The organism is Leptothoe sp. EHU-05/26/07-4, assembly GCF_043421015.1.
In the GTDB taxonomy this organism is placed as follows: domain Bacteria; phylum Cyanobacteriota; class Cyanobacteriia; order Phormidesmidales; family Phormidesmidaceae; genus Leptothoe; species Leptothoe turfae.
Genome location: NZ_JAXSQV010000001.1, coordinates 55451 through 75351 on the forward strand (window position 1 = coordinate 55451; position 19901 = coordinate 75351).

Here is a 19901-nt window from a genome sequence, read left to right on the forward strand (position 1 = left end):
CCAAAAGTAAACGTCCCTAACACCGCTGGTTTCGACTCCGCTCAACCAGCTAATTAGGTGACAATTTATCAGGCTGCATCGGTACCCAATTAAGAGTGCTCTAATGAGGTAGATAAATGTATCGTCAATTACTAGCTGGCCTGGGGTGTCTGGGGCTAGCGGCCTGTAGCCATGTCTCAGCCCAAGAAATCGCTTCCAGCACTCCGATGTTAGCGATAACGAGTTTATCTCTGGATACTTCCCTGGCAGCAGCAGGTTTTCCAGCAAATATTGATGGTGCGATCGCTGCATCATCCTTGCCCAGTCTCAATGCTGAAGCGCTGCCCTATGAGCTACTGCAAGTACGCAAATACCATGGTGATGAAGTCGTCGCAACATCTGGGGAGCAGTGGTGGAGCCTATTTGTCACCGATGATGGGTTTGAGTTGTTGCCGACAACCATTACTGTCAATACGATCCGAGATGGCATTCTGGATATGGAAGGAGATGAGTTTACAGGTAAGGAGATTGTCACCGATAATGATGTGATGTCAATGTTTCTGGTCAAAGGCCCAGACTTTTTAACCTCTGGCATGGTTAAAACAGTTTTTGCCGGATCCGTCACGGTTCCTAGACATTTACCACAGCAAGATCGTCTGTCTTCGTTAAGCGTTGTTCTAAATGCCGATGAAGAATCGAAAATACCCATTCACTATCGATTTCAATTGACTGAGGTTGACTCAGCAGACACGCTACAGACTATTTTGACGTTTTCTGAGGATGGGGAGGGCAAGAAGCAGGAATATAGGTTGGACAACTGTTGTGATTGGACCGGACCTAGTTTGCTTTGGGCTGGAGATTTAGATCGCGATGGCAGGCTTGATTTTTTGTTAGATACTTCTCGCCACTATAACGTTTCTGAACCTACACTCTTTCTCTCATCATTAGCACGGGCAGGAGAAATTGCTCGTCCAGTTGCAAGAAAGTATTCGGTCGGAGGTTAGCTGTCGAACGTCTGTACTTCATAGGTTATTTCATGTCGTGATTAGTGTAAAACGGCTTCGTAGTGTGGCTCAAAGTACTGCTCACCATGGTGTTAGCGGTCTATGCTATTTGCATCCTCATTTAGGAGAAGACTGTAAAAGACAAGGGGTTCAAGTTGCAAAGATTGATCTAATTAGTCACCCTGAACAGCAGGATTCACAGGCGACGGATCCAATTACTCTTGCCAGTGATGCGTTGAGGCAGAAGTTTGGGAAGATTTTAAGCTCTGAAGGGGGGAACGTCGATGAGCTGGAGGTTGCGATCGCACTCTTTACATTTGAGTTAGACCCATGGCCAACTGCCTGCATGGTCAGTCTCAAAACTATTGACGGTAAAAAAGTTGATTCAGCTGTATGCATTAATGGCAAATGTTTGCCGTATAAGAGCCTGAGCATACCAAATGGAAGGCTTTTCTCACCAGCGATGGATAAGGCGCTTACTTACCGACCTTTGAATGTGACAGATACACGTGAAGTCAGTGAATTGGTGGCTCGTGGTTTCAATGAGTTTGTTGCCCCGGAATGTTCATCTGAAGGGGTTCAAGAGTTTCACCGCTATATTCAGTCGAATGCCTTTCGAACACGTGCTCAAACCAATCATTTCAGCCTCATCACTTTGGATCAAGACAAGATTGTGGGGGTGATTGAAATGCGAGACCATAATCATATTTCCTTGCTTTTCGTCACGCCAGAGTTTCAGCGTCGGGGAATTGCCAAAGAACTTCTGCGCCAGGCTTTGCAGATTTGCCGAGCCAATCGGTCAAGGCTTTCAGAAATCAGCGTCAATTCCTCGTCGTATGCAGTGCCGATTTACGAGAAGTTGGGCTTTCGTGCAGCCGGGGAGAGACAAGTCAAAAACGGTATTGGCTTCATCCCTATGGTGCTGAAACTAAAAAATCAGCCTGACGACTCACATCGTCTTTGATGAAAACGCCTACCACGAAGTGTGCTGTTATACGCTTGCACATGGTGAGCCATCGTTTACCCATCAACAGATGGTGGATGCTTTTGGTGCACAAAATGCCTCAGAGCCTGATCACAGCCTAACGACTACCTTTAGGATCTAGCGCATCTCGCAGCCCATCGCCCAGTAGGTTAAAGGCCAAAACAGTCAGGGTAATAAACAACCCTGGAAAAACAATGGTCCAGGGAGCTGAGAGGGAATAGCCACCCTTAAACGCATCAGATAACATTGTGCCCAGTTCTGGTGTAGGGGGCTGAGCGCCTAACCCTAAAAAACCTAAACCGGCAGCTTCTAAAGTGGAGGTGCCAATGGCCAATGTTGCCTGTACTACGAGGGGGGCTAAGCTGGCAGGCAATATGTGCAAGAAAACAATTCGGGGTGACTTAGCGCCAAATGCCCGAACAGTTTGGATAAATTCTTGTTCCCGTAGCGAAAGCACCATGCTACGGGTCAGGCGTATAAACTTGGGTACCTGAACAACGCCAACGGCAAACATGACGCTGAGGACACTAGGGCCAGTGACGGTGACGACTGCGATCGCAAGCAAAATTGACGGAAACGCTAGCAGTACATCCGTGATCCAGCCAATCACCGTTTCGACCCACCCCCGAAAGTAACCGGCTGATAACCCTAGCGTCACCCCGATCAATAAACCAATCAGAACCGACACCAGGCCAATCACCAGCGATGTCCTGAGACCGTACCAGACTAGGGTGAGAATGTCCCGCCCCAGACCATCCGCTCCAAACCAGTGCTCTAAGCTAGGCCCCTGTAACCGAATGGCATAGTTGCGATCGGAGGCCGGATCGTAGGGATTGAGCACCGGAGCTAATAGGGCAGCCAGCACAATAAAAATTGTGATGCCTAGACCAATGAGTCCAGAGGTTGATTCCAAGAATCGCTGCACGGCACGATTTTTGAGGAATTTGGGAATGCGTCTAGTGGCGGTAACGGGCGTCATGATGGTGGGATAAAACAGGGGGTTGGTACAAAAAAACTGATGGAAATGTCTCTACTTGTATTGAATTCTGGGGTCTAGGAAGGCGTAGGAAATATCCACAATTAAGTTCACCAAGACAAAAACAAAGGCCACAAATATAACACCACCCTGGACTACTGGGTAGTCGCGCTGCAAAATGCCCTCATAAATCCATTTGCCAATACCGGGCCAAGAGAAAATTGTTTCTGTTAAAATTGCTCCCCCTAAAAGGGTGCCAAACTCCAAACCCACAATTGTAACCACAGGCAGCATGGCATTTTTTAGGGCGTGTTTACCAATGACAAACAGTTCTACCAACCCCTTAGCCCTAGCTGTACGGATATAGTCCTGAGAGAGAACTTCTAACATAGCGCTGCGGGTAATCCGTGCCAAAATAGCAAGGGGGATGGTGCTGAGGGTAATAGCAGGCAGCACTAGATGAGACAAAATGTTTTTTAATGCGGCAAAGTCACCCTGAACCAGGGCATCAAAGATAAAAAAGCCGGTGATCGGTTCAAAGGCTAAACCTGTCTCAATGCCAATACGACCGCTGGGTGGCAGCCATTGCAAATTGACGGCAAAGAGATAGACCAGCAATAATCCCAGCCAGTACACTGGCATCGAGACTCCTAGCAGCGAGCCACTCATGGTGAGATTGTCGATCCAGCTGTTTTTGCGAACAGCGGCGATTACTCCAGCAGGAATACCCAATACAAGAGCAATGAGCATGGCTGAGACGGACAGCTCAAATGTGGCAGGCCATCGTAGCTTAATCTCATCCCAAATGGGGATGCCGGTAAAAATACTCTCGCCTAGATCAAACTTTAACAAGCTGCCCAGGAAGGACAGATATTGTAGCGGTAGCGGTTCATTGAGGCCCATGCGCTCTCGCAGAGCGGCTACCTGGTCAGGGTTAGCACGGTCACCCAATAAAACTAAGGCCGGATCGCCGGGAATCAGATGTAAAAAAGCAAAGACTAGGAGTGAAATGCCCAGCAGTACTGGGACTAGATGGAGTAAGCGTTTGAGAATATATCTACCCATGGAGATTCTGTTGAGGGTACGTGGGGTGAGTAAAGTGGATGGGGCTGGTCTTACTTTTGAAGCAGGTAATGTTTTGAAAGGTATGTCTACCTTCTTGGATAAGCCCTTAGGGATGCGCGGGAAAATAATGTACCCGTTGGGAGGCTTGGTGACAATTGGTTCCCCTTACGAAGGGGAACCGTCAGGGAGGGGTTTTCGATACTAGCGCTGTTGGTCGAAACCCCTCCGCCTACGGCACCTCCCCTTCGTAAGGGGAGGAAATCCTACAACACAATTTCAAACGGGTATTCTATTTATTGGCAGATCCCTTATCCCCCTGCCCCTTCTCCCCCAGGGAGAAGGGGAGATGACTTAATTTTTGCTATCTGAGGGAAAAGCTTTTTCAGATCACTCTCAAAGTCCTTCTCCCCCAGGGAGAAGGACTTAGGATGTAAACGCCAAAGCGGCTTCTCGTAGAGTGGGCTAATTTAAGATCAAGACCACCTTTCGGGTCATTGTCTTTAAAGACTGCCCTAAGGCTTCTCCACCGCAGGAAAAGGTTCATTCCCCAGTGGACTGGGACTCCAGCCTTCTAGACCCACGCGCTGAGCCAGTAGCGGCTGAGAGTGCACGATGGGAATCCGCAATGCCTTATCAAACAACATCGTATCCACATCTTGGTACAGTTTTTCGCGCTCTGTTGGTTCCGTTTCAGCCCGGGCCTTGTTAAGCAACTCAAACATTTCAGGACTCTCGTAGTTACCTAAATCTTGCGTTGCGCCAGGGCCAAAGTGAGAGTACAGAAAGTTGTCAGGGTCACCGTAGTCACCGGTCCAACCTAGCATAAAGGATTGATACCCAGGTGGTGTGTTGCGATCTTCTAAATAGGCTGCCCAGTCCTTGGTTTGCAAATTCACTGTGATACCGATTTGGCTGAGTTCTGCGGCAAAGGCTTCGGCGATCGGTTTCGGATTAGGGAAATAGGGCCGACTGACTGGCATATACCACAGTTCCAGGTCAAAGCCATTGGGATAGCCTGCTGCTGCGAGTGCAGCCTTAGCTGCCTCCGGATCGTACTCATAATCTCCCACGCTATCGCTGGTAAAGGCTTCCATGGAAGGGGGGATAAAATGGGCGTCAGTCACACCCAACTCTCCCCAAAATGCTTCAACAATGGCAGGCTTGTTGATGGCCTGGGCAATGGCTTGTCTCACCTCTGGTGTTGATAGCGGTTCGTAGCTGGGATTCAGCGCTAGAAAACCTACGTTAAAGGAGGGACGGAACACCGCTTCCACATTGGCATCTGCTTCGATTTCTGCCAGCTGGTCGGGGGTGAGGTCAACGGTAAAGTCAAGGGCTCCGGCTCGCAGCTGTGCCAGTCGAGCCGCAGGATCTTCAATAAAGCTAATGACGAGCTGATCAACTTTGGGCAGTCCTTCTTGCCAATAGTCGTCAAATTTAGTCAGGGTAATGCGATCGCCGCTCAACCATTCTTCAAATACAAACGGTCCGGTACCCACGGCTAAACCAGAGGGGGTGCCGTAGTCTGCTCCAGATTCTTGAATTGCGGCGGGGCTGGCAATGCCAAAATAGGCGGATGCGATCGCAGCTGGAAACGCAGCGAAGGGTTCAACTAGCTTGAACTCAACGGTCATGTCATCCACGGCGCTGACGTCGGCTAGAACGGATGCTTCGTCGCCCTTAAACCCGCCAAAGAGGTAGCTCCAAATTTCGTATAGCTTACCTTCGTCGCGGAAACCGTACTCAAAATCAGGGTCCCACCAGCGGTTGACGTTAAAAACTACGGCTTCAGCGTTAAAATCAGTGCCATCATGGAATTTAATGCCTTCCTGTAGCTTAAAGGTCCAGGTCAAGGCATCTTCAGACGCGGTCCATTCGGTGGCTAGCTCAGGAACAAGTTCGGTTGAGCCTGGCTCGTTACCCATCAGGTGGTTGTAAATCTGTAGCTGCACATATAAGGAGTCCCCATCCGTAACATCGCCGGAAGAGAGGTTATCGGGCTGCCCTCCTGAACCAAACACTAGGGTGCCTGTATCTGTTGTTGTAGCGGTTACTTCGTCACCCCCAGGCGTATCACCGGCACTATCGGGAGTGCCACCGCAGTTGACTAACACAGCCGTGAGTGTGAGGGCAAAGATAATTGCCAGCATTCTGCGGAAGCGTCGCCTGAAAAAAAATCGTTGACGAATCATAAATGACTCCTAGTAGCAGAGAAGAGTTTTAGGGAGACGTGTGTAAAAACCCTAAACTTTTAACGTGGTTCCTGAGAACAAACGCTACATTAACTATCTCAGAAAGAATGAGTAAATTTATACACGTAACAACATGTCAAATTTTTCGTATTTCTATGACAAAAGTAAAAAAAGAGCCTGTAATCGGGACAACAAATACATAAATAACGCCCTAAACATTGTGTAATGGTAATGAAAAAGTCGCCCTGGTCTCTGCCCATTACTTATCAGACTCGATATGCCTCTTCCCATTCTTGATGTTAGAAATCTCTCTGTGACATTCCCAGCCAAGGCCGGTGACGTGTCAGCGGTTAAGTCTATTTCGTTTTCCCTAACCGCAGGTGAGACATTGAGTCTTGTCGGTGAGTCGGGGTCGGGTAAGTCGGTGACATCCCTAGCTTTAATTGGGCTGCTGGCATCAGGCACAAGACAATCGGGAGAAATCTGGTTTCGAGATCCCTCGTTGTCGGATGCGCAACCGGTGGATCTGCTTAAGCTTTCCCGTGAAGAGCGCAGACAGTATCGGGGCAAATTGGTTTCCATGATTTTTCAGGAGCCGCTGACATCCCTCAATCCGGTATATACCTGTGGGGACCAGCTGATTGAGGCCTTACGATTACATCAGGACCTCGATCGTCAAGGGGCTAAGGTTAGGGCACTGGAGCTATGTGCCGAGGTCAAACTGCCTGAGCCTGAACAGATACTAGGGCGCTATCCCCATCAGCTTTCGGGTGGGCAACAGCAGCGGGTGATGATTGCGATCGCACTTGCAGGCGATCCGGCTGTCCTCATTGCCGATGAACCCACCACAGCTCTGGATGTTACCATTCAGGCCACCATTCTTGATCTCCTCAGGGATTTACAAGCTTCGCGGGGAACGGCAATTGTGTTTATCACCCACGATATGGGGGTGGTGGCGGAGATTGCCGATCGGGTCGCTGTCATGTATAAAGGTGACCTGGTGGAAATTGCCCCAGTCTATGATCTGTTTGCCAACCCGCAGCATCCCTACACCCAAGGGTTATTAAACTGTCGACCCAGACCGCAGCAACAGCTGCGTCGATTGCCAACCGTAAGCGACTTTATGGAAGTGGGGTCAGGGACAGAGGCTGGGAAAATTGTTGCCAAAGTGAGGACAGAAGCTGAGAAAGCTGAGTTACTCGCTGAGGTCAGCCCCCACGAAATTGAACAGCATCGTCAAACATTGGTGCAGCAAACGCCTCTTTTACGGGTCCAGAACTTAACCAAGGCGTTTCCCATGCGGGCAGGGTTGTTTGGGAAAAGAGAAGAGTTTCGTGCTGTGGATGCTGTCAGCTTTGAGGTTTACCCTGGCGAAACACTAGGTTTAGTGGGGGAGTCCGGCTGTGGTAAATCCACCCTGAGCCGTTGTTTGTTGCGTCTTATTGACCCCACATCCGGCCTGATTGAATTTGATAAACAGTCTGTTCTAGATCTTGATGCTGAGGCTATGCGTCGTCTCCGTCGAGAAATGCAAATTGTGTTTCAAAACCCCTACGGGTCTTTAGACGCCCGCCAGACGATCGGTGCCGCCATCATAGAACCCATGCAAATTCACGGTTTGGGGGGCACTAAGGCGGAGCGCCAAGCACGGGCTATCCATCTGTTAGAGCGGGTGGGGTTGGATGCCAGTGCCCTGCGTCGTATGCCCCATGAGTTTTCCGGTGGTCAGCGTCAGCGCATCTGCATTGCCCGTACCCTGGCCTGTGAACCTAAATTTATCATCTGTGATGAGTCGGTTTCCGCCTTGGATGTTTCAGTACAGGCCCAGGTCCTTAACCTCCTCAAAGATCTACAAAAGGACTTTAAGCTTACCTACATCTTTATTTCCCACGATCTGAGTGTGGTGAAATTTATTAGCGATCGCATCATGGTCATGAATCAGGGGCGAGTAGAAGAAATTGGTCCTGCTGAGGAGATTTACAACACCCCGCAAAAGCCCTATACCCAGAAACTGATTGCCGCGATTCCCGATGCCCAACTTGATGACATTCGCCAGCGTCAACGAGCCACAGCTGACATGCATTCATAACCAGGATTGTAGGGGTGCACAGCTGTGCGCCCCTACAAAAAATCTTTTACGCTAGGAAATCAATCAATGTTTTGCTAAAATCCTCTGGCTCAACCAAAAATGCCCAATGGTTTCCAGGAATTGTCTCAACCCTCAAATTCTTTAAATATTTCCGATAAGGCTTTAGCTGCCAGTCAAACCGATTTACACCAGCTTGCGGCTGCATAAACAAACTGGGCACCTGAATCTCCTGGGTCAGTCCCGGTACTCGCAACACCGCATCAAAAATCTCATCCCGTGCGGCCTTAGTGAACTTACTACCCATAGTCCCATCTGGGTTCTCTGCCAAACTCTCCCGAAAAACAGCTTCCTGTAAACTATTCCAATCTCGGTACTGCTTCATTTGTTTGCCCTGTTGGATAGCAGCATCCCAATCTGCAAACGGTCCCATGCCCTTTAAAAACGGCAGGATCCCATAAAATAGTGGAAATGTCAGTCGAAAAATGCCCGGCATCCCATATACAAAAATTGGGTCTACCAACACCATCGTCAAAAAGTGCTCCGGTTGCCGGGTGGCCCAGTAGGTGGCCACCTTCCCTGACCAGGAATGTCCGACAATGTGAGCTGCTGACCAGCCCAGATGCTCCATCAGCTGTACCAGATCGCCCATCACCGTATCAAAGTCATAACCGTCATTGGGTTTACTGCTTTGCCCATGTCCTCGCATATCCACAGCAACCGGATGATAGTGCTGGGCTATGTGCTCTCCCACTGCTGACCAACCCAAGGCATGATCCGCTAACCCATGGAGCAGCAAAACGGGTTCACCATCAGTTTGCCAGTCTAGATATGACAGTTCAATCTGGTTGAAGGAGACGGTTTTTCGAATAACCATACTAATGAGGCTGCATAGTCAAGTCATCCTCATCATCGCATCGTTTTAACAGACTGAGGCCGTATTTTACTGAGGTGCCGCCCACTAGATCTTCCCACTGACCTCTCGTTACCGGAATGTCTAGGCTTACGAACTATGGAACTATCAACGCTTTGATCCGGTCTGTCCAAAGGTGCCACTGCCAGGTTATGGGATGCTTGAATCTACAATGAGTGAGTTTGCTAACACTTTTTTGGCTAACACTTTATAGTGTAAATTCTCTGAATATCTACATCCCTAAGGAAAAAGGTATTAACAGGCTCGGATGAAATGCAATCCATCCCCAGATTTAGCAACGCAAAACAACCCATCAGTTACCAAACGGTTGCCGCTGGGGACTCCCAGAAAGAAAAGGATTTGGCAGATAACCTTTGTGATTCTGGTCACCCATTAGATCTTGACACTATCTTTAAAGATACGACAACAGAAGTTAGACAGCTTCTGAATATAGATCGCGTTTCTATTTTTCGGTTTTATCCAGATAAAAGCTGGCACGGTGAGTTCATTGTTGAAGCTGTGGTTGAAGGGTGTGGGTCCTTGCTCACAGAAGAATGCTATGAATATTTTGGAGATGGACAAGTTCAGTATCATCTGGGGCATGTAGAGGCTGTAGCAGATATTTACACCGCTGATTTAAGCCCTCAGCATGTAGATATTCTAGAACAACTACAGGTGCGAGCTAGTTTGGCGGTGCCCATTCTCAAACATCGGTCCTTATGGGGAATATTGTGTCTGCATCACTGCCAGTCTCCCCGATTGTGGTCTGCTGAAGAAATTGGTTTGGTTCAGCAAATTGTTGAACGGCTCAAGGACTCAGTACAACAGACAGAGAATATTTCTCAATCGTATTCTCAAACGAAGGTGTTTTCCAATAATATTAATCGCGAAAAAGCTATTGCTAAAACCATTAGCAAGATTCGCCAGTCCCTTGATATAGGCGTCTTATTTCAATCTGTTACCACTGAAATTAAACAGCTTTTAGAAGCCGATCGAGTTGCTATATTCCAATTCACGCCTGATCAAGATTGGGAGGGAGAGTTTGTCTCTGAAGATGTATCAGAGGATTGGCGCTCTGTTTTAACTCAGCGAGTATATGAGCATAGCTTTGAGACACAATTTGCCGATCAGTATGATGAAAGACAAGTTCAGATCATAACCGATATTTACACGACTCAGCTGAGTGGCGACTATATCAATGTTTTAGAACGATTTGAGGTCAGGGCAAGCCTTGCTGTTCCTATTTCGCAAGGTGAGCAGCTTTGGGGATTACTGTGCGTTCATCAGTGTGAGCATGTTCGCCATTGGAGTTTAGATGATATTAAATTTGTTCAGAAAATTGTTGAGTATTTAAGCTTTGCCTTGCAACAGCTTAAGCTGCTAGAGCAGCTACGCTATCAAACTGAACAACAAAAATCTCTGACAGGTGTGATTACCCGTATTCGTGAATCCCTGGATTTAGAAACCATTTTCCAAACCACTGCTCAAGAAGTTAGGCATCTGCTGAAAGCAGATCAGGTGGGTATTTTCTTCTTCCAAAACGAACAATATTGGGAAGGGCAGTTTGTTGCTGAAGACTGTGGTGAAGGCATTTCATCGATCTTAGAAGAGAAAGTCTATGATCGACATTTTGGTGAGAGATATGCTCCACTTTATCAGGAAGGACGCATGTACATCTCCCATAACATCTTTGAGGGTGATATCCAGAATGACGATGTTCAAAAATTAGAGCGTTTGGGTATTAAGGCCAATGTGGTCTCACCCATTATGAATGGTGATGAATTATGGGGACTACTCTGTATTCATCATTGTCAAGGTCCTCGACAGTGGCAGTTGTCTGAGATTGAATTTATCGATCAGATTGCTAAGCATTTGGGTGTGGCCCTTGAGCAATGGAGTCAGGTGGAGCAGTTACGGTTGCAAGCAGCTCAGTTGGCTCATGTTTCTTCGCGTGAGCTAGCGCTTGAACAACAGCAGCTATTGTCCCAGACGATTAACGCAATTCGTGATTCTCTGCAAATTGAAGAGATCTTTGATACGACTACCAAAAGTATCCAATCATTATTTAAAACTGACCGAGTTGTTATTTATCAATTTAACGCTGACTGGAGTGGTCAGTTTGTGGCGGAATCTGTAGCCGATGGCTGGCCTGTGTTAGTCGGGTCGCAAGGGATTAATCAAGATCCCTATTTAATGGAGACCCAGGGAGGTCGTTATGCGCGCCAAGAAACATTAGCTGTTGATGATATCTATCAGACTGACTATAAAGCCCACCACATGAGACTATTGGCTGATTCCGATGCTCGTGCCTATATGATTGTGCCGATCATGGAAGGTAATCGGCTGTGGGGGTTATTGGCCGCTTGTCAAAATTCTCGCCCGCGCCATTGGGAAACCGATGAAATTGACTTCTTAGCTCAAGTAAGTACTCAGTTAGGGGTGGCCCTGAATCAAGCAGAGGCCGTTGCCCGGGTGCGTGATCAAGCCGCAGCTTTACAAAAAGCCACAGACCGTCAGCGCGCGCTGACCATGACCATTGATAAAATTCGTCAATCGTTAGACATTGACATAATTTTCACGACAACGACCCAAGAGGTGCGTCAACTGCTTGAAGTAGATCGAGTCGCTATCTATCGGTTTAATGCTGACTGGAGCGGGGCCTTTGTCGCCGACTCCATTGTGGATGGCTGGCAACCTGCTGTGCCAAATCAGGCCATCATTCAAGATGTATTTTCTAGACCTGATCAAGACGGTCAGCTACCACGTAATGAGGTTTTTGTGCCCATTTCCCAAGGTGAAAAACTTTGGGGTTTGCTGGTGGCCTATCAAACGTCTAAGCCTCGCTATTGGGATGATGATGAGGTGGGCTTACTGGCCCAAGTTGGCACTCAACTGGGTATAGCCTTACAGCAGGCAGAGCTGTTGAGGAAGACACAGCAGCAGACTGCAAAATTAAACCAAACCTTGGAAACGTTAAAAAGCACTCAAGCTCGGTTGGTGCAGGGTGAGAAGATGGCTGGCTTGGGTCAGTTAGCAGCGGGTATTGCCCATGAAATTAATAACCCAGTGGGCTTTATCTCTAGCAATCTAGAGCCAATGCAAAACTATATTACGGGACTTCTGGAGTTACTAACGCTGTATCAACAGCATTACCCTGAACCGGAACAGCTGATTCAAAACAAAATCGATGATATTGAAGTGGATTTTATCCTAGAGGACTTACCTAAGATCATGGCGTCCATGAAAATGGGCACCAACCGCATTGTCGATATCGTTCAGAGTATGCAGAACTTCTCCCGTGTGGATGAAGCTGCCATCAAAGATGTGGATATCCATCAAGGAATTGACAGTGCTTTACTCATCTTGAAGCACCGTTTAAAGGCTTGTAAACAACGACCTACCATCAATGTTGTTAAATACTATGGCGAATTACCAACTATTCATTGCTATGCTAGCCATCTCAATCAGGTATTTATGAATATTCTAGTGAATGCTGTTGATGCTTTTGATGATCTGGAGCATTACCATGGTCAGATGCCAGAAATTGAGATCTCTACCCGTTGGCAGGAGAGTCAGAATACTTTAGTTGTAGAAATCTCAGATAATGGTCGTGGTATTCCTGAGGATGTCTTGGCAAGTATTTTTAATCCATTTTTCACGACAAAACCTGTAGGTAAAGGGACTGGGTTAGGATTGTCCATTAGCTACCAAATTGTAACGGAAATGCATGGTGGCAAACTATATTGCCAATCTACGGTAGGCCAGGGCACAAACTTCTGTATCGAAATTCCCTTAACTATTGCAGAGAAGATAGGGAGTTAGTCTAAAAAATATTTGGGCCAAGGGTGAATATAAAAAATCTCATAATTTTTTTACCTGATAATCCCTAAGTTAAATTGCCCGAAACCACTGTTTTATAGGCTTATGTAGTTTATAGATATCAGTAATAATCTTCAGCTGAGGGTAAGGTCGAGTTGAAGAATACGACAGATGTCATAATGGTTGCCATAGCTTTTTCATTGTAATACTCCCATACTCGAAGTATTACAGATAGGTCAATATAAGCAGCATCGGAATGTTCATTGATGTCCTGCCAGAAGCCTGAAGATATCTATGGATATGTGTTTTTCGGCTTTTTAGAGCAATAGGCTTGTAAATTTGAGATGAGAGAACTTTCATCTCAAATTCATGAAAGTCCGATTCAGTCATCCTATTATCAACGAAAGAACTTGATTCATTAGTTCTTTAATACTTCTGCTAACCATACAACTTGTATGGAGTAGATTTTAATAATTACTAGTTCTATGGAGAAAATTGTCTGGGTGCATCTTTGCTGTTCTAGGTAACCTGGCTTTAGGCCTCTTCTTAGCTTTTTAGCTAGAAGTGAACTCTTTTTGGGAAGGTTCTAAATTTTGATTGTTGGCTGTCAAAAGTCTTCTTCTGGTCAAGCAGTCCATTTAAGGCCATAAAAGTGGATATATTAGTAAGGAGAAAATTTCTAACTCTGAATTAGAGTTAACGCTATTCACTCTGATGAGAATGGCGTTTGTGTCTGATTTCAAGATTTCACATCTTTGAATCGCAAAAAAAAGGTGTTTTGGCCCTTTGCTTGCTCTTGAGCTAAGGAGAAGGCTCTGGTTCGGAAGAGTCTTCTCCTTGATGGAGTGTCATTTCAGCTTGCTCATTTGTAGAAAATAATAAGCTTGTTTGCTAAATGATGGATTTGTTTTTTTGATATTTGACGCTTCAAGGTGAGCATGTCTTCAATCAACATCTCAGTTGTAATTCCTGTCTATAATGGTGGAGAAGGATTTTATGAGTGTTTGGCTAGCATAAAACAAAGCCTCCGAGTTCCAGATGAGATTGTTGTTGTCTCTGATGGAGATACGGATGGCTCTTGGCAAGTGGCTAAAAACTTTGGCGCGATGGTGTTGCGATTGCCGCAGTCAGGAGGCCCAGCTCGAGCCAGAAATATTGGTGCACAGACTGCTCACGGCGATATCATCTTTTTCATGGATGCGGATGTAACCCTGCATCCAGACACATTGAGCTTAGTGGAGCAGCGGTTTCAAGAGCGGTCTGATTTAGCAGCCTTGATTGGCTCCTATGATGATTCGCCAGGTGCAGAGAACTTTTTATCTCAATATAAGAATCTCTTTCATCATTATACCCATCAAGTTTCTTCTGGAATTGCTTCAACATTTTGGGGGGCCTGTGGTGCTATTCGCCGTTCAGTGTTTCTAGCCGTTGGCGGCTTTGATGAGGACTATGTCAAGCCTTGTATTGAAGATATCGAGCTAGGCTATCGCCTTAAGCAAATGGGCTATGATATTCGCCTCTTTAAGGATATTCAAGTCAAGCACCTAAAGCGATGGGAGCCCATATCCCTACTCAAAGCAGATTTTTTTTACAGAGCGCTTCCTTGGGCAGCTCTGCTTTTGAGTGAAAACCGTTTTGATGCTGATTTAAATCTCAGCTATGCCAATCGTTTGAGTGTGATCGGTGTATTTGGCCTAATAGGCACGTCGCTAGCTGGTTTGTTCTTTCCCTGGCTTTGGTGGTTGACAGCAGCAACAGCATTGGGATTACTGCTGATTAACGTTGATGTCTATCGATTTTTCTATGCTAAGCGGGGTTTGCTATTTGCCTTACGCGTTATCCCGTGGCATTGGTTTTACTTCTTCTATGGAGGAGGTGCATTTGCCTTTGTCCTATTGCAACATTGTTTAGGGCGTTTCCTACGACTGCCAGAGCCTTTAGTGTTGTCGGGAGTTCGTCGTTCAAGGTAGCACAAGTGCGAGATTTGCGAAAACCGGGGCTCGGTTGAACACAGATTTAAGAACACACATATATTTGGCTAATTTGGAGTTTATAACCGATGGAGCCCAGAGCTGTAGAAGATAGTACCGTTCCTGTAATCGTTATTGGTGGTGGACCGGCAGGGTTGACGTCTAGTTACGAGTTGATGAAGCATAATGTTAAGTCTATTGTGCTTGAAAAGGCTGATAAAGTAGGCGGTATCTCCCGTACTGAAAGCTATAAAGGATATAGGTTTGATATTGGTGGGCATCGTTTCTTCACTAAAGTGGGTGAAGTGAAGGCTATCTGGCAAGAGATTTTAGGGGATGACTTTATTCAAACGCCGAGGCTATCCCGAATTTACTACGATGGTAAGTTCTATGATTATCCTATTTCCATTTTCAAGACCCTGAGAAATTTAGGATTCATTCGTAGTTTTTTAATTGTAATGAGCTATTTGAAAGCAAAGCTCAAAAGATATTTAGGGTTGAGTGGAGAACCCCAGACTTTTGAAGACTGGGTGACGGACTGTTTCGGAGCAAGGCTGTATCGAATCTTTTTTAAGACCTATACAGAGAAGGTGTGGGGGATTCCCTGTAACCAAATTCGAGCAGACTGGGCGGCGCAGCGGATTAAGAATCTGTCTTTGAAGGAAGCTGTCATTAACGCACTGTTTGGTAGTAAGAATTCGAAAAGTCTTATTAAAACATTTGACTATCCCCGTTTGGGGCCTGGCATGATGTGGGAGCGGTGCCAAGAAATTTTAGAAGATAATGAGATTCCGGTGCATCTTAATACAGAAGTAGTGCGCGTTGAACGAGAAGGCAATCGTTTGACTAGGGTGCTAGCGAAACAAGGCGATCGCAACTTTGAGCTAGTGGGCGATCACTTTGTGAGTTCAATGCCGATTACGGCACTGGTCCATCGAATGGATCCCCCGCCCCCTAATTACGTTTTAGAGGCAGCGCGTGGCCTAAAATACCGTGACTTTCTGATTGTTTCCTTGGTCATCGATCGGGTTCGGCTTTTTCCAGACAACTGGCTTTATATTCACAGCCCTGAATTTAAGGTAGGTCGTATTCAAAACTTCAAAAACTGGAGTGTGGCGATGGTGCCTGACCCCAGCAAAACCTGTTTAGGTATGGAATATTTTTGCAGCCAGGGGGATGAGATTTGGGAGATGACCGACTCCCAGATGATTGAGTTTGCTTCTCGGGAAATCGCAAAGCTTAATTTGGGAGTGAAAGCACGTGATGTGGAGGATGGGTGTGTAATTCGTCAATATAAGGCATATCCGGTGTATGACGGCGAGTATCGCCGTCACTTAAAGGTGCTAGAAGACTATATTCGCGGTTTTGAGAATTTGCAAACCGTAGGACGCAACGGTATGCACCGCTATAACAATCAGGATCATTCCATGCTCTCAGCTTTGCTGGCGGCGAGGAATATTCTCGGTGAGGAGCATGATATCTGGAATATCAACGTAGAGCGCTCTTACCATGAGAACTTTACCGATCAGGAGTGGTCACAGCTCAAGAAAAAATCGACCCAGCCTGTGGCCGAACTTAAACCGCTATCCCGTGCAGCTTAAGGAGGGTAAGCGATAGATGCTTTATCGGAGTACTGAAAAATTGGAAGATATTGAATCTATGAATCAACCCAATGTCACAATTGTGGTCTCGCCACGAGAACGGTTTAGCTATGCTCAAACCTCTTTAGAAAGTATTTATGAGCACACTCAGCTGCCGTTTGAACTGGTGTATGTAGATGGTGGTTCCCCAAAGCCCGTCCAAGAGTACCTGGAGATTCAAGCTAAGGAAAAATCCTTTGAGTTGATTCGTGTAGATCATATGCTCACGCCTAATCAGTCGAGGAATATTGGTTTAGCCCAGGTCAAGACGCCCTATGTAGCCTTTGTTGACAATGATGTTGTGGTCTCTCCAGGGTGGCTAGAGGCTTTGGTGCAGTGCGCTGAAGAAACCAATGCTGCCATTGTCGGCCCCCTCACCTGCCAGGATGAGCCTGTGCATGAAACCATTCACTTTGCCAATGGTGTGGCTCGCATTATTATCGATGTGAAAGGGCGACGGCGACTGCGCGAGAAGATGACTCGCCAGGGGCAGCGGGTAGTTGACACTCTGTCTAAACTGCAGCGAAGCACGGCGGAACTGGTGGAGTTTCACTGCATGTTAGTTAGCATGGATGTCTTTGAAAAAATGGGGCCTCTGGATGAGAGGTTTCTCAACACCAAGGAACATGTGGACCTGTGTATGGCAGTGGCAGAGGCAGGCAGATCCATTTATTTTGAGCCCAGTTCTGTGATTACCTATGTACCAGGGATTAGCTGGAACTGGGCGGACTTGCACTTCTATATGCTGCGCTGGAGTGATACTTGGGAAACAATCAGCCTAGAGCATCTGAAGCAGAAGTGGAATCTATCTGAAGATGCGTACTTTACGCAGAAGCATAAAGCCCTGGGTTGGCGGCGACGGCGGATGATTCTCTCACCGTTATTAGACCGTCTGACGCTGGGGATGTTTAAGCATCGATTTTTTGAGAAGGCAACGTTTGGGCTGGTGAAGGATCGGTTTTTAGAAAAGATCTTTATGTATGGCCTATTCACACCTATTGATCGTGTCCTCAACAAGTATTTAACTGATCGCCATGCTCGCAAATGGTTAAATCTTTCCATGGGGGATCAGGGCCTGCATGTTGCGACAACGCCATCATTAGGAATTCTCCAAAATAAAATTGATGAAAATTCTTCTGCTGCATGACTATGGCACCGCAACGGGTGGCGCGGAATTGCAGATGCTGTCCCTGCGTCAAGGGTTAACTGAGCGCGGACATCAGGTGCGTTTGTTTGCCAGTAATGCCATGCCAGTTGAGGGCTATCCTCAATTGGCGGATGATGTTTGTTTTGGCACGAATTCTACACTTCAAGTGTTGACCCAGACGGCTAATCCATCTGCTTACTGGCAGTTGCGGCAGGTGCTGCAATCGTTTCAGCCCGATGTGGTGCATATTCGCATGTTTCTCTGGCAGCTATCGCCATTGATTTTGCCCTTGCTTAAGGGGATTCCCTGTATCTATCAGACTGCTGTTTACAAGGCCATTTGCCCGGCGGGGACTAACTTGTTACCAGATGGAAACCCCTGTCAGGTTTCTCCAGGTCGAGTGTGTTTGTCATCAGGGTGTTTAACGCCGAAAACATGGTTGGTGTTGATGGTGCAGTGGCGACTGTGGCAGCGATGGCGATCTGCCATTGACCGGATTGTGGCCCTGAGCTATGCGATGAAAGCAGAGCTTATGCAGGCTGGGTTACCAGCAGAGGTGATTCACAACGGTGTCCCAGTGAGAGAGCGGCGACCGCCCCTGAGTGCTCCACCCACTGTGGCTTATGCAGGCCGACTAGTCCCTGAAAAAGGGATTCAGGTTTTGATTCGGGCATTTGCGATCGCAACCACCCAAGTTTCCCATGCCCGTCTGCTGATCGCTGGCCAGGGCAAGTCAGAACCTGAGCTGCGAGACCTGGCTACGGAACTCGGCGTGGTCGACAACATTACCTGGCTAGGTCACCTGTCGCGTTCAGACATGGAGCGTCAGTTTGATCGGGCCTGGGTACAGGTGGTGCCGTCCCTGTGGTCAGAGCCCTTTGGCAATGTGACCACAGAAGCCATGATGCGGGGGACCGCCGTTATCGTTAGTGCGGTGGGGGCACAGCCAGAAATCATTGAGCACTCTGTCACCGGCTTCGCTGTCCCGCCTGGGGATGTGGAGGCGATGGCTGTCTATCTCACCCAGATATTGCAGAACCAAGACTTGGCAGAACGTATGGGGGATTTGGGCAGAACCCGAGCCCTGGCTCACTTTAGTGAGAATGCGCGCACCGAAAGGTTTATTGCTCTCTACCAGCAGGTACAGGCCACATATGCCGATGATGCCATGGTTTATCCGGAGGTATTGTCGTCATGAGCGCCCCATTACTCAGCATCATTATTCCTACTTACAACCGCCCTGAGCTGTTATCTAGGGCTGTTAATAGTGCCTTAAACCAAACCCTCACGGATATGGAAGTCATTGTTGTGGATGATGGCTCTAAACCAGCGGTGGTGCTGCCACCACAGGATTGTCTCAGGGTAGTGCGTCAGCCCAATCAAGGGGGAGCCGCTGCCCGCAACCACGGTGCTAAGGAAGCAAGGGGGCGCTGGATTACCTACTTAGATGACGATGATGTCTTGCTGCCGGATATGGCTGAAAAAGCGATGGCGGCGACACAGCACATACCCCAAGATTTGCCTGAGCCGGTTGCGTTGTTATTTGGGTTGACCATTGTCAACACCCAGGGCAATGGCATCGAAACTCACCTACCGCCAACGCTGCCCCGAGGGTCCCACTTTTGTTTAGAAGAGATTCAACCGGGAGAGTCATTTTTCTCAAAGCAAACCCTGGTGGTAGAACGGGAGGTGCTGTTGGGGATGGGCGGTTTTGATCCGAGTTTTAGCTCACGGGTGCATACTGAATTGTTTTTACGACTCAATCCTGTCTGTTCCCTATGGGGTATTCCAGAGGTGACGTATCATCTATCGGCCCATGCTGGGGTGCGGGTGTCGTCTAATTCACGCCGTCGACAGCATAATTTTGAGCGGCTTCTCTCAAAACACCATGACCTGTTTACCAGCCATTCTCGCAAAACAGTCGCTGATTTTGTGTTTAACCATGCCGATATGCTGCAAAGAAGCGGTCAGTCTTGGCTGGCAGCAAAGGCGCTGGGGCGCGCTTTGATGATTCACCCCATACACATCCTCCTGCGGTTGGGGTCTCCCTACAAAAGGCAGTTTTTGAAGCGTCTCTCTCTTCTAAAAACTCGCTTTAGGCTGTGTATGCCCGGAGCGTAGCCCT

13 protein-coding genes are annotated in these 19901 nt (G+C 47.4%); 9 read left to right on the top strand and 4 right to left on the bottom strand.

All coding sequences use genetic code 11. The features are described 5' to 3' along the window. Positions 1-116: 116 nt before the first annotated feature. Together U2F10_RS00350 and U2F10_RS00355 are read left to right on the top strand one after the other, a co-directional pair. Entirely contained in the window at positions 117-983 is an 867-nt protein-coding gene (locus tag U2F10_RS00350; RefSeq protein WP_499870132.1) for a hypothetical protein, read from the top strand. Between the two features lie 64 nt (positions 984-1047). Next, positions 1048-1947, top strand: a complete 900-nt coding sequence (locus U2F10_RS00355) for a GNAT family N-acetyltransferase (protein ID WP_499870134.1) — start codon at positions 1048-1050, stop codon at positions 1945-1947. 118 nt (positions 1948-2065) lie between these two features. Here U2F10_RS00355 and U2F10_RS00360 read toward each other — a convergent pair whose 3' ends face one another. The 3 genes from U2F10_RS00360 to U2F10_RS00370 all read right to left on the bottom strand — a co-directional run bounded on the left by U2F10_RS00360 (position 2066) and on the right by U2F10_RS00370 (position 6201). Continuing rightward, the gene (locus U2F10_RS00360; RefSeq protein ID WP_163665948.1) at positions 2066-2947 is read right to left on the bottom strand and encodes an ABC transporter permease; all 882 of its coding nucleotides are present in this window, start codon (positions 2945-2947) and stop codon (positions 2066-2068) included. Between the two features lie 51 nt (positions 2948-2998). Further along, positions 2999-4009 carry an ABC transporter permease gene (locus U2F10_RS00365; RefSeq protein WP_163665946.1) on the bottom strand — a complete coding sequence of 337 codons (1011 nt, stop codon included), beginning with the start codon at positions 4007-4009 and terminating at the stop codon, positions 2999-3001. A 512-nt stretch (positions 4010-4521) separates the two neighbouring features. Next, entirely contained in the window at positions 4522-6201 is a 1680-nt protein-coding gene (locus tag U2F10_RS00370) for an ABC transporter substrate-binding protein (protein WP_163665944.1), read from the bottom strand. A gap of 277 nt (positions 6202-6478) precedes the next feature. On the opposite strand from U2F10_RS00370, the gene U2F10_RS00375 reads away from it, so the two are divergent. Continuing rightward, positions 6479-8290: an ABC transporter ATP-binding protein gene (locus U2F10_RS00375; protein WP_163665942.1), complete on the top strand. Its 1812-nt coding sequence runs from the start codon at positions 6479-6481 to the stop codon at positions 8288-8290. Between the two features lie 46 nt (positions 8291-8336). Here the strand turns inward: U2F10_RS00375 and U2F10_RS00380 are convergent, their stop codons facing one another. Continuing rightward, on the bottom strand, positions 8337-9164 hold the full coding sequence (locus U2F10_RS00380) for an alpha/beta fold hydrolase (RefSeq protein ID WP_499870136.1): 828 nt from the start codon (positions 9162-9164) through the stop codon (positions 8337-8339). A gap of 309 nt (positions 9165-9473) precedes the next feature. Between U2F10_RS00380 and U2F10_RS00385 the strand changes: the two genes are divergently transcribed. The 6 genes from U2F10_RS00385 to U2F10_RS00410 all read left to right on the top strand — a co-directional run bounded on the left by U2F10_RS00385 (position 9474) and on the right by U2F10_RS00410 (position 19897). Continuing rightward, on the top strand, positions 9474-13022 hold the full coding sequence (locus U2F10_RS00385) for a GAF domain-containing sensor histidine kinase (RefSeq protein ID WP_499061460.1): 3549 nt from the start codon (positions 9474-9476) through the stop codon (positions 13020-13022). Positions 13023-13957: 935 nt separating this feature from the next. Continuing rightward, positions 13958-14989, top strand: coding sequence for a glycosyltransferase family 2 protein (locus U2F10_RS00390; protein WP_499870137.1), 1032 nt, complete (start codon positions 13958-13960; stop codon positions 14987-14989). Between the two features lie 89 nt (positions 14990-15078). Next, on the top strand, positions 15079-16590 hold the full coding sequence (locus tag U2F10_RS00395) for an NAD(P)/FAD-dependent oxidoreductase (RefSeq protein ID WP_163665934.1): 1512 nt from the start codon (positions 15079-15081) through the stop codon (positions 16588-16590). A 16-nt stretch (positions 16591-16606) separates the two neighbouring features. Beyond that, entirely contained in the window at positions 16607-17776 is a 1170-nt protein-coding gene (locus U2F10_RS00400) for a glycosyltransferase family 2 protein (RefSeq protein WP_499870139.1), read from the top strand. Further along, positions 17754-18974 (top strand): glycosyltransferase family 4 protein, encoded by a 1221-nt coding sequence (locus U2F10_RS00405; protein ID WP_499870141.1) that lies wholly within the window; start codon positions 17754-17756, stop codon positions 18972-18974. The genes U2F10_RS00400 and U2F10_RS00405 overlap by 23 nt, the downstream gene beginning before the upstream one ends. Continuing rightward, positions 18971-19897: a glycosyltransferase family 2 protein gene (locus tag U2F10_RS00410; RefSeq protein WP_163700105.1), complete on the top strand. Its 927-nt coding sequence runs from the start codon at positions 18971-18973 to the stop codon at positions 19895-19897. Before U2F10_RS00405 ends, U2F10_RS00410 begins: the two co-directional genes overlap by 4 nt. The last annotated feature ends 4 nt before the right edge of the window (positions 19898-19901 follow it).

Excerpts from the sequence above, each read along its gene's own strand:
- U2F10_RS00350 (WP_499870132.1), top strand. The coding sequence starts at position 117 with ATGTATCGTCAATTACTAGCTGGCCTGGGGTGTCTGGGGCTAGCGGCC.
- U2F10_RS00360 (WP_163665948.1), bottom strand. The coding sequence starts at position 2,947 with ATGACGCCCGTTACCGCCACTAGACGCATTCCCAAATTCCTCAAAAAT.
- U2F10_RS00365 (WP_163665946.1), bottom strand. The coding sequence starts at position 4,009 with ATGGGTAGATATATTCTCAAACGCTTACTCCATCTAGTCCCAGTACTG.
- U2F10_RS00370 (WP_163665944.1), bottom strand. The coding sequence starts at position 6,201 with ATGATTCGTCAACGATTTTTTTTCAGGCGACGCTTCCGCAGAATGCTG.
- U2F10_RS00375 (WP_163665942.1), top strand. The coding sequence starts at position 6,479 with ATGCCTCTTCCCATTCTTGATGTTAGAAATCTCTCTGTGACATTCCCA.
- U2F10_RS00380 (WP_499870136.1), bottom strand. The coding sequence starts at position 9,164 with ATGGTTATTCGAAAAACCGTCTCCTTCAACCAGATTGAACTGTCATAT.
- U2F10_RS00385 (WP_499061460.1), top strand. The coding sequence starts at position 9,474 with ATGCAATCCATCCCCAGATTTAGCAACGCAAAACAACCCATCAGTTAC.
- U2F10_RS00390 (WP_499870137.1), top strand. The coding sequence starts at position 13,958 with ATGTCTTCAATCAACATCTCAGTTGTAATTCCTGTCTATAATGGTGGA.
- U2F10_RS00395 (WP_163665934.1), top strand. The coding sequence starts at position 15,079 with ATGGAGCCCAGAGCTGTAGAAGATAGTACCGTTCCTGTAATCGTTATT.
- U2F10_RS00400 (WP_499870139.1), top strand. The coding sequence starts at position 16,607 with ATGCTTTATCGGAGTACTGAAAAATTGGAAGATATTGAATCTATGAAT.
- U2F10_RS00405 (WP_499870141.1), top strand. The coding sequence starts at position 17,754 with ATGAAAATTCTTCTGCTGCATGACTATGGCACCGCAACGGGTGGCGCG.
- U2F10_RS00410 (WP_163700105.1), top strand. The coding sequence starts at position 18,971 with ATGAGCGCCCCATTACTCAGCATCATTATTCCTACTTACAACCGCCCT.